Origin of the sequence: Acidithiobacillus sp. (assembly GCF_023255755.1) — a bacterium.
Classification (GTDB): domain Bacteria; phylum Pseudomonadota; class Gammaproteobacteria; order Acidithiobacillales; family Acidithiobacillaceae; genus Acidithiobacillus.
The window spans coordinates 1-11,030 of the sequence record NZ_JAGDVS010000183.1; the positions used below are offsets into that span (position 1 = coordinate 1).

Annotated in this window: 4 protein-coding genes; all 4 read left to right on the plus strand. The window is 58.2% G+C overall.

Translation table 11 applies throughout. The annotated features are described in order from the left end of the window. Positions 1–327: 327 nt before the first annotated feature. The gene (gene treS, locus Q0C48_RS12800; protein ID WP_291524954.1) at positions 328–3,741 is read left to right on the plus strand and encodes a maltose alpha-D-glucosyltransferase; all 3,414 of its coding nucleotides are present in this window, start codon (positions 328–330) and stop codon (positions 3,739–3,741) included. Between the two features lie 13 nt (positions 3,742–3,754). Then, entirely contained in the window at positions 3,755–5,887 is a 2,133-nt protein-coding gene (gene glgX / locus Q0C48_RS12805; RefSeq protein ID WP_291524957.1) for a glycogen debranching protein GlgX, read from the plus strand. Then, positions 5,884–7,719: a malto-oligosyltrehalose trehalohydrolase gene (gene treZ / locus Q0C48_RS12810; protein ID WP_291524958.1), complete on the plus strand. Its 1,836-nt coding sequence runs from the start codon at positions 5,884–5,886 to the stop codon at positions 7,717–7,719. Before glgX ends, treZ begins: the two co-directional genes overlap by 4 nt. Then, positions 7,716–11,030, plus strand: a 3,315-nt coding sequence (gene malQ / locus Q0C48_RS12815) for a 4-alpha-glucanotransferase (protein WP_291524960.1), incomplete at its 3' end; no start/stop codon positions are given. The genes treZ and malQ, both read left to right, overlap by 4 nt.

Consider the following 11,030-nt stretch of genomic DNA (forward strand, 5'->3'; position numbering starts at 1 on the left):
ATGCGCCTTTGAAGAAGGCAATACCAAACACAGCGGAAAAATCGTGCTAATCAGGAAACAGTATGTCCGGATAGGTGACCTTCGCTGAAGATCAAGGCCTTTCGTGGCGGCGCAAGGTGACCAAGCGGGAGTGTTTCCTGAGCGAAATGGACGCAATGGCGCCCTTGGGCACAGCTGGTGATCTTGTCAGGGCGATAGTGGGCGTAAACCGATGCCCCTCTGTGGCGGGCACGTCGGCGCCTTTAATCGTCGTTTTTGCATAATCAGCGGCACTGAACTATAGGTTACACAGAGGTTGCTGAGGCCCAGAAGATCGAGGGGAAGGTTTTGACAGCAGAAAAAATGGAGACGGGGGCCGCGCCGGACACGGCAGCGGTAGCTTCTGCTGACGGGGATACCCTCTGGTACAAAGACGCTGTGCTTTACGAACTGCACGTCCGCACCTTCCAGGATAGCAACGGCGACGGCATCGGCGACTTCCCGGGCCTCACCAGCAGGCTGGATTATCTCCAGGATCTGGGAGTAAACACCCTTTGGCTTTTACCTTTCTATCCTTCCCCCCTGCGCGATGACGGCTATGATATCTCGGACTATCGGGGCATTCACCCCGACTATGGTACGCTGAACGATTTTCGTCATTTCCTCCATGAGGCGCATCGCCGGGGTCTGAAGGTCATCACCGAACTGGTCATCAACCATAGCTCTGATCAGCACCCGTGGTTCCAGGCGGCGCGACGCGCTCCGCCCGGCTCGGCTAAGCGCAATTTTTATGTGTGGAGCGATACGGATAAAAAATTTCCGGAAACACGTATTATTTTCTCTGATTCCGAGCGATCCAACTGGGCCTGGGACGACATCGCCAAAGCCTATTACTGGCATCGTTTCTTCTCCCATCAACCGGATCTGAACCACAATAATCCACAGGTAGTCAAGGCCATGATTCGGGTGCTGCGCTACTGGCTGGACATGGGTGTGGATGGTCTGCGTCTAGATGCCATTCCTTATCTCTGCGTGCGCGCCGGCACTAACAACGAAAATCTGCCTGAGACCCATGCCGTCATCCGGCAAATCCGTGCTGCCGTAGATGCCCACTACCGCGACCGCGTCCTCCTGGCTGAGGCCAACCAGTGGCCGGAAGACGTACGCGAATACTTCGGGCAGGGCGAGGAATGCCAAATGGCCTACCATTTTCCCTTAATGCCCCGCATCTACATGTCGTTGGCGCTGGAAGATCGCCATCCCATCACCGATATCCTGCGCCAGACGCCAGATATCCCCGAGAACTGCCAGTGGGCTATCTTTTTGCGCAATCACGACGAACTGACTCTGGAAATGGTGACCCGGCAGGAACGGGATTATCTGTACCGGGAGTATGCCGCGGACCCTCGCATGCGCCTGAATCTTGGCATCCGCCGACGCCTCGCTCCCTTGCTCAGCAATGACCGGCAGAAGATCGAACTCCTGACCTGGTTGCTCATGAGCATGCCCGGTTCGCCCATCATGTACTACGGCGACGAAATCGGTATGGGCGACAATATCTATTTGGGCGATCGTAACGGTGTGCGCACCCCCATGCAGTGGAGCCCGGACTACAATGGTGGCTTTTCCCGCGCTGACCCTGAGCAGCTCTATCTGCCACTCCTCATGGATCCGGTCTATGGCTACCAAGCCGTTAATGTGGAGTCCCAAAGTCGCAATGCCTCGTCTCTGCTCCACTGGACCCGCAAAGTCATCACCGTGCGCAAGGAGCACCCAGTCTTCGGTCGCGGGAATATCCGCTTCCTGCGCCCAGGCAACCGTAAGATGTTGGCCTATTTGCGGGAGTACGCAGGAGCATCCGTCCTCTGCGTGGCCAATCTCTCGCGTACGGCGCAGGCGGTGGAACTTGGTCTGGAAGCATACGCTGGCCGTACCCCGGTGGAGCTCATTGGGAAAAGCGCCTTCCCGCCCATCGGACAGCTACCCTATCTCCTGACCCTTCCAGCCTATACTTTCCTGGCCTTCTCCCTCGACGAAGACACCAATCCACCGGCCTGGCACGAAGAACGTCTGGCGCGTCCGGAGCTACCTGTCCTCGTCCTACTGGAGGGTTGGCATACATTTCTCTCTCTGGACGGGGATGTCAGCGCTACTCGCCGCGCCCTCGCCACCCGAACCCGCCGACAACTGCAAGTGGAAGTCCTCGCACCTTATCTGAAGGGCAAGCGCTGGGTGGCTGGCGACCAAGAGGCCGTTGCCGCGGTCGGCATTGAGATCAAGGATGAATGGCGCTCCCCGAGCGGCCAAGAGGTCTGGTTCTGGATGATCATCGAGACTCCCGACGCTGATGGCGAAAATATTTACTATTCTCTGCCCCTTGCCATCGCCTGGGAAGACGAGCAGGAAAATCTCATGGACACCTTTCATACTTGGATTCTCGCCAGGGTTCGGCAAAAGGAGCGGCTCGGCGTACTGCTGGATGCCTTCGGGAACGATGCTTTCTGCCGCACCTTGGTCCGTAGCATAGGTAAAGGCGACGAGCAACCCTTTGCCGGTGGCGTCATGGTCTTTGGAAAAAGCGCTGCCTACGATTTCAGCGAAAGTGATTTGATTACACTGCGACGCCCCAGTCTGGAGCAACGGCACAGTAATATTGTTCTTGGAGAGCAGCTCTATCTTAAAGGCTATCGTCGTTTGCAGGCAGGGGGCGATCCGGAGTTCGAAGTAGGCGTCTTCCTTACGGAGATATCCCCTTACCCCCATATGGCGCAGGTTCTCGGTCGGGTGGAATTCCGTCCGGCGCAGGGCGATGTCCTTGCGCTAGCTCTCCTGCGCCGCTATGTAGAAAATCAGGGCGATGCCTGGACTTTCAGCGTGGATTATCTGGAACGTACACTGGCCGAACGTATGACCGCTGCACCAAGCGCTGATAACTCCCCGCCAACGGAGAGCGACCACGGCCTTCACCGGCTGCGTATGGCCACCCTTGGTCGGCGTATTGCCGAACTGCACCGCGCCTTGGCACAGCCCAGCGGCGACCAGGCCTTCGATCCCGAACCCTTTACCGTAGAAGACCTGGCACAGTGGGTGAACCACACGGCCCGGGCGGCGGAAAAAGCCGCTGCCGTTCTGGAAAGGATATTGCCAGGCTTGCCGGAGGGACTGCGCCAAAACACGCAAGACTGGCTTGCGGTACAGGACCGAATCCCCGAGCGCCTGGCCGCGTGGCGCCATTTGCCCTTACCCGCTACGCTTACCCGTATCCGGTGCCCAGGCTACCTGGGCCTCGCTCAGGCTTTACTTGTAGAAGAGGATTTTATTCTCATCAATCTTGGTGGTGATCCGCGTCTATCACCCGTACAAAGACGCCGCAAAAAGTCCCCGCTACTTGATCTGGCCGCTATGCGCCTCTCGCTGATCGCTGCCGCCCTTGCCACCTTGAGCCGCATTTCTGCGAGTGCGGGAAATGATTTGCTACAAATACGGGAAGGCATCCAAACCTGGGTAAAACAAAGTCTGGACGCCTTCACACACGCCTATAACGAGGTGGCGACGGGGGCCGCGTTTTATCCGGCAGACGTATTTCTCCGGGAAAGTCTCCTGGAACTGGCGCTCTGGGAGCGTCTCCTGGACGGCATCCCTGAGCTCCTAGAGCCACTGCAAGAAGATTCCCTGCGCAGCACCCTACAGATTCTTTTGGCCAGTATGGACGCTGCACCTGAACAAACACCCGGCGACGCTATTTGGGCTGCTTTGACATGAAGGGCGTGCAAAAATGAAAAGGAAACCTGCACTGTGGCCGGGTCATTCCTATCCATTAGGCGCAGAATGGGATGGCAATGGAATCAATTTTGCGCTTTTTTCCGGGCAGGCCGAGCGCGTGGAACTCTGTCTGTTCGATGCTCAGGGGGAGCGGGAGACGCATCGACTCCCCCTACCCGAGAAAAGTAACGAAATCTGGCACGGCTATCTGCCTGATGCTAAGCCCGGCCTTGTCTATGGCTACCGGGTATATGGTCCCTATGCACCCGAACAGGGTCAACGCTGCAATCCCCACAAACTTCTGCTGGACCCCTACGCCAAGGCGATTGTGGGCACACTGGACTGGAATGACGCGCATTTCGGCTACCGCATCGGCAACGTCAAAGCGGATCTGTCGTTAGATAAGCGGGATAATGCTCCACAGATGCTCAAGGCAGCCGTGGTGGATAACCGATTCGATTGGGGCGATGACCGGCCGCCGCACACCCCCTGGTCGGACACGGTTATCTATGAGGCCCATGTGCGTGGGCTCAGTATGCAGCACCCCAAGGTTCCCAAAAACCTCCGCGGGACCTGTGCTGGCCTTGCCTCAGCGCCCATACTCGGGCACCTACAAAAGCTCGGAGTGACCGCCATCGAATTGTTGCCGATACAGACTTTTGTAGATGACCGCGATCTGGTGGAGCGTAGGCTGCGCAACTACTGGGGTTACAATTCCCTGGGCTTTTTCGCACCCCATCCCCTGTATCTGGCGAGCGGTAAAATCGACGAGTTCAGGGAAATGGTCAAGGCACTCCATAAATCGGGTATCGAGGTGATTCTGGACGTGGTCTACAATCATACAGCCGAAGGCAACCAATTGGGTCCCACCCTCAGCTTCCGCGGTATCGACAACGCCGCCTATTATCGCCTGGTAGCGGATAAGCCCCGCTATTACACCGATACCACTGGTTGCGGTAACTCCTTCAATGCCGATCACCCAAGGGTCACGCAGCTTATTCTGGACTCCCTGCGTTATTGGGTGGAAGAAATGCACGTGGACGGCTTCCGCTTCGATCTCGCCGTTTCTCTGACGCGCCCCTTCCGTCCTGGCGACCGCATGGGACCACTCTTCGAAATCCTGCTCCAGGATCCCGTGCTCGCCCGGGTCAAGCTCATTGCTGAGCCCTGGGACCTGGGGAAAGGTGGTTACAAACTGGGTGCATTTCCGCCCGGCTGCGCGGAGTGGAACGACCGCTACCGGAATACTTTGCGGGCCTTCTGGAAAGGCGACAACGGACAACTGGGAGGACTTGCCGCGTGTCTGGGCGGCTCCGCTGATTTGTATACCAGGGCCGGGCGCGGCCCCACCGCCAGCATCAATTTCCTTACCGTCCATGATGGTTTCTCCCTGCATGATCTGGTGAGCTACAACGAAAAACACAACGAAGCTAATCAGAATGACAATCAGGACGGCAGCGATAATAATCTTCTCTGGAATTGCGGCGCCGAAGGCGAGACGGATAACGCTGAGGTTAACGCCCTGCGCGCCCGGCAGCAGCGCAATCTTCTGGCCAGTCTGCTGTTCTCCCAAGGGGTACCCATGCTGCTGGCGGGTGATGAACTCAGCCACAGTCAACAGGGCAACAACAACGTCTATTGCCAGGATAACCCCTTGAGTTGGCTGAGTTGGGACGTCAACGCAGTGCAGCAAAAGCAACTGGATTTCCTCACACAAATAATCCAGTTGCGCCGGGATCATCCCAGCTTGCGACGCCGGCATTTTTTCCGCGGCCAGGCCGTAGCGCCAGACCAGACTATGGATGTCATCTGGCTTCATCCCGACGGACGAGAAATGGACGCCGAAGATTGGCAGGAAGGTGACGCACACTGCCTGGGTTTATACCTGGCGGGCACGGAGCTCACAGATCTGGATGCACAGGGTCGGCCGGTAAAGGACGAGGATTTTCTGCTCCTGCTGAATGCCTTTCACGATGGTATACCCTTTACTCTGCCGTCGCTGCCTGATGACAAATCATCCTGGGAACTCCTGCTGGATACCGCTCAGGACGACGGCGCGGCCAAAGGGGTGCGGCAGAGTGGAGAGAGCTATCCGCTGCAAGGGCGTTCCCTCGTCCTCCTGCATCACGGAGGAATGAGAAAATGATCCGCCGCCACGACATGCCCTTTGGGGCAATGTTGGAGGCGGAAGGGGTCCTTTTTCGGCTTTGGGCGCCGCGCGTGCAGCAGTTGGAGATCGTTCTGTCCTGGGCGGGCGGCAAGAAACGGCGCACCATGGAGAGCGCGGCTGGTGGCTGGTGGCACCACTTCGCTCCGGGCCTAGGCAGCGGCGTCTGTTATCAGTTCCTACTGCCCGACGGGAGTGCCGTCCCCGATCCCGCCTCCCGATATCAACCCGAAGATGCCCAGGGTCCGTCGCTGGTCATCGACCCCGCCGCCTACGCCTGGCAGGATGACCGTTGGCGGGGTCGACCGTGGCATGAGACCGTGATCTACGAACTCCATGTGGGGACCTTCACCCCCGAAGGGACTTACCGGGCCGCCATGGAACGCCTGGATGATCTGGCAGATCTGGGCATTACGGCGGTGGAACTTATGCCATTAGCAGACTTTCCCGGCCGCCGGAACTGGGGCTATGATGGCGTGCTCCCTTTCGCCCCGGATGCCGTTTATGGCGGGCCGGAAGATCTCAAGGCTCTGGTGGACGCCGCCCATGGCAAAGGGCTCATGGTCTTCCTGGACGTGGTTTATAACCACTTCGGCCCCGAGGGCAATGCGCTGCATCGCTATGCCGAGGATTTTTTCACCCCAAGGCATCATACTCCCTGGGGTCCCGCCATCAATTTTGACGGACCGAACAGCCGCGTGGTACGCGACTTTTTCCGGCATAATGCCCTGTATTGGCTGGAGGAATACCATTTTGATGGACTGCGTTTCGACGCCGTACATGCCATCTGCGACGACTCCCATCCCGATATCCTGGAAGAAATCGCCGCCGCTGTGGCCGCCGGACCCGGGCAGGATCGTCAGATCCACCTGATGCTCGAAAATGATCACAATGCTGCTCACTATCTTGGATCAGGGGGCTATCGGGCCCAATGGAATGACGATTTCCACCATGCGCTGCATGTGCTGCTGACAGGGGAGAAGGACGGCTATTACAGGGATTTTTCCGACCAGCCCACCAATCATCTGGGTCGTTGTCTGGCGGAGGGTTTTGCCTGGCAGGGCCAACCTTCTGTCTATCGCGACCATCGTGCCCGTGGTGAAGCCAGCGCCTATCTGCCCCCCGTCGCTTTTATCAACTTTTTGCAAAACCATGATCAGATTGGCAATCGCGCCCTGGGCGAGAGGCTCTCCAGTCTTTGCCCCGCCGCAGCCCTGCGTGCTGCCGTCGCAGTGTTACTTCTCTCTCCAGCGGTGCCGCTCCTCTTCATGGGGGAAGAGTTCGGCGCCATCAGCCCTTTCCTGTTCTTCTGTGATTTCGGTGAAGAACTGAGTCAAACTGTGCGGGAGGGACGGCGCTGGGAATTTGCCGCTTTCGCGCATTTTTCCACCGGGAAGACAGCAGCGCAAATCCCAGACCCTGGTGCTGAATCGACCTTTATCGCCAGCACACTGGATTGGACACAGCGTAATCTCGTCCCGCACGCGGATTGGTTACAGTATTACCGCCGGCTTTTACAGATCCGGAGGGACGAGATTGTGCTCCGTCTCGCCGGAGTCCCGGGGGACAGCGGCACTTGGCATCTTCTGGGAAAAACCGGCCTGGCAGTGCACTGGCATTTGGCCGACGGCGCCATACTCTCTCTCTACGGGCAATGGGCACCTGAACCCCTGTTTTTGGACCTGATTCCTAAAGGCCGGTTGGTCTTTGCGCAACCACAGGAGGCAACCGCCCTGTTGCAACAAAAACGCCTCCCTGGTTGGGGAGTGCTCTGTCTGCTGGATGAAGAGGCTGGGGAGCAACACCCATGAAAGCGCCCCTCGACAAAAACCTGATCCGTGAACTGTGCCAAAGCTATGGCGTTCTGGAGCATTATCACAACGCCGTCGGAAGGAAACGCGTTGTCCCTCAAGGCACCTTACTGGCCTTGTTAAAAGCTTTGGGCGTACCGACAGAAAATGCGCAAGATGCCCGCGAAGCCTTGCGACAGAAAGAGGCGGCATCCTGGCAATCTCTCCTGCCGCCGCTACTGGTGCAGCGGATCACGACCGAGCCCCCTTGGGTAGCCCTCTCTTTGCCGGTGGATGTCGCTCAGGATATCTGGCATTGGCGTTTTTGTCCTGAAAAGGAGAACGCCCGGGAAGGCACATTCCAGCCCGCCAGCCTAGAGCTGCTGGAAGAAGGTCGCATCGGCGAGCAAGTCTTCCGGCGTTGGCGCTTGGATCTGCCCTTTGGCCCGGGCCTGGGCTATCACCGCCTTACTCTGCAGGGGCCAGACGGTCTCCGCGCAGAAATGCCGTGGATCACGGTCCCTGAAGCCTGCTATACGCCCGAAGCGATCCAGGAATCCCGGAAAGTCTGGGGCCCTGCGCTGCAACTTTACGCGTTGCGTTCGGGTCGCAACTGGGGTATGGGTGATTTCAGCGATCTCCTGCAGGTGCTGGACATTGCGGCCCAATCTGGCGCGGAGCTGGTGGGGCTCAACCCATTACATGCGCTTTTCCCGGACAATCCCCACCATGCCAGTCCCTACAGCCCTTCTAGTCGAAAATTCCTCAATATTCTCTATGTGGACGTGGAAGCTGTGCCAGAGTTTGCCCATTGTTACGCGGCCCACGACAGGGTCTATGACGCGCATTTCCAGGCCGATCTGCGCGCCTTGCGCGGCACTGACCTGGTGGACTATGGGGGAGTGGCCGCTGCCAAGCGGGAGATTCTGGAGCTCCTCTATCACGCCTTTCGCGAAACGGAACTACCGGGCAATGGCGAGCGCGCCCGCGCTTTCCGCCAATTTCAAAAAGAGGGCGGTGAGGCACTCTTCCGTCTGGGGGTTTTCGAGGCCCTCCGGGAACACCTCCAGACCCAGGATCCTCCCCCCTGGGGTTGGCCGGTCTGGCCTGAAAAATATCGTCGTCCCGAAGCACCTGCGGTAACGGAGTTTGCCGCGCACCAGTCCGATCGTGTGGAATTTTTTCAGTATTTGCAATGGGTTGTCGCCGAACAGTTAGACGCGGTCGACCGCCGTTCCCAGGCACTCGGCATGGGTATCGGTCTCTACCAGGATATTGCGGTGGGTGTCGACCCGGGTGGCTTTGATGCCTGGAATGACCAGGACCTCTATGTCTCAAACATCCATATAGGCGCTCCCCCCGATGCCTTCAACCGTAAAGGCCAGGATTGGGGACTGCAACCCTGGCACCCTCTGCGCCTACGCGAGGCAGCCTATGCACCTTTTATCGCCCTTTTGCGCGCTAATATGCGTGTTGCCGGCGCCATCCGCCTGGATCACATCCTGGGCCTGATGCGTTTGTACTGGATACCCGCCGGTGAAAGCCCCGCAAGGGGCGGATATGTGCGTTATCCTCTGGACGAACTCCTCGGCATTCTCACGTTAGAGAGTCAACGTCATCGTTGCCTGGTAGTAGGCGAAGACCTAGGCATGGTAACAGAAGAAATCCGGGACGCCCTCAGGTCCTGGGGCATCCTTTCCTGCCGCGTGTTCCTGTTGGAAGTAGACCCGCAGAACGGATACCGACCTCCGGAGGATTACCCGGCATGGTCTGTGGCGGCGCTCACTACCCACGATCTGCCCACTTTGGCCGGCTTTTGGCAGGGCCTGGATCTGGATACCCGCAACGCATTGGACCTGATTCCCGATGCCGCGACCCGTGACAGTCTCATTGTTGAACGGGCCAGGGATCGCAGCTTTCTCCTCCTTGCTCTGGAACGGGAGGGGCTTCTGCCGAGAGGGATTCGTGTACAGTCGGCGGATCTCCCAAAACTGACGGAGGACATGATTGGCGCGATTTATCGCTTGCTGGCTCGTGCCACCAGTGCCGTGCTACTGGTACAAATGGATGACGCTTTGGCCGTGATGGACCAGATCAACCTGCCCGGCACGGCAGGTCAGTACCCTAACTGGCGGCGCAAACTCCCCCTGACTCTGGAACAATGGGCCGAAGATCCGCACGTCAGCGGCCTGTTCGCGACCCTGCGCGAAGCGCGTCCTGCGCTGCCACGCGGACAGGCCGCCGATGCGACAATCCCCATCCCACGCGCCACTTATCGTCTGCAGTTTAACCAGAACTTCACCTTCAATGATGCCGCAGCCATTCTTCCTTATCTGACCCGTCTCGGGATCAGCCATTGCTATGCTTCGCCGATCCTCAAGGCCCGCAAAGGCAGCCCGCACGGTTACGACATTGTCGATCATAATGCGCTGAATCAGGAAATTGGCAGTCCAGAGGATTTCCTGCGTTTTTCCGACACCCTGGCAGCGCACGGCATGGGCCTCATGCTGGATATCGTACCGAACCACATGGGTGTGCTGGGCAGTGACAATGCCTGGTGGCTGAATGTGTTGGAACATGGACCAGCGTCGCCCTACGCGGACTATTTCGACATCGACTGGTATCCGTTGAGCCCACAACTGCGCGGCAAAGTGCTTTTGCCGGTCTTGGGCGACCATTACGGTCAGGTCTTGGAAGAAGGCGATCTGAAACTGTGTTTCGCACCGGAACAGGGGGAAATATACATTCAATACCTGGAAAACAGTTTCCCTGTAGACCCCCGCGAATACCCGCGGATCCTCGACCTGCGTGCCGATATCCTGCGCACCGGGCTGGGTACAGAACACCCCGACACGCAGGAACTGGCCACTCTTTCCGATGCTTTGCGCCGTTTGCCAGAGCGGTACAGTGCCGAGGCGGAAAGCCGGGCAGCCCGGGTCAGAGATGGCACGGTATATCGGCGCCTGCTGGCGGAGCTCTGTGCCAGATCTCCGGAGGTCACGGCCTTCCTGCAGGAAAACATAATGCTCTTCAACGGCCATCCCGGTGATGCAGAAAGTTTTGACAGTCTGCATCAGTTGATTGAGGCGCAAGCCTACCGCCTCGCTTTCTGGCGCGTGGCGGCGGATGACATCAATTACCGCCGCTTTTTTGACATTAACGACCTGGCTGGCTTGCGGATGGAGGACCCTGCCGTTTTCGGCGATACCCACCGGCTCATTTTCCGACTCCTGTCCGAAGGGCGTGTAAATGCCCTGCGCATCGATCACCCGGATGGACTCTACGATCCGCAAATGTATTTCCGCCGCATCCAGGCTTGGCGCGACTGGCGG

Excerpts from the sequence above, each read along its gene's own strand:
- treZ (WP_291524958.1), top strand. The coding sequence starts at position 5,884 with ATGATCCGCCGCCACGACATGCCCTTTGGGGCAATGTTGGAGGCGGAA.
- glgX (WP_291524957.1), top strand. The coding sequence starts at position 3,755 with ATGAAAAGGAAACCTGCACTGTGGCCGGGTCATTCCTATCCATTAGGC.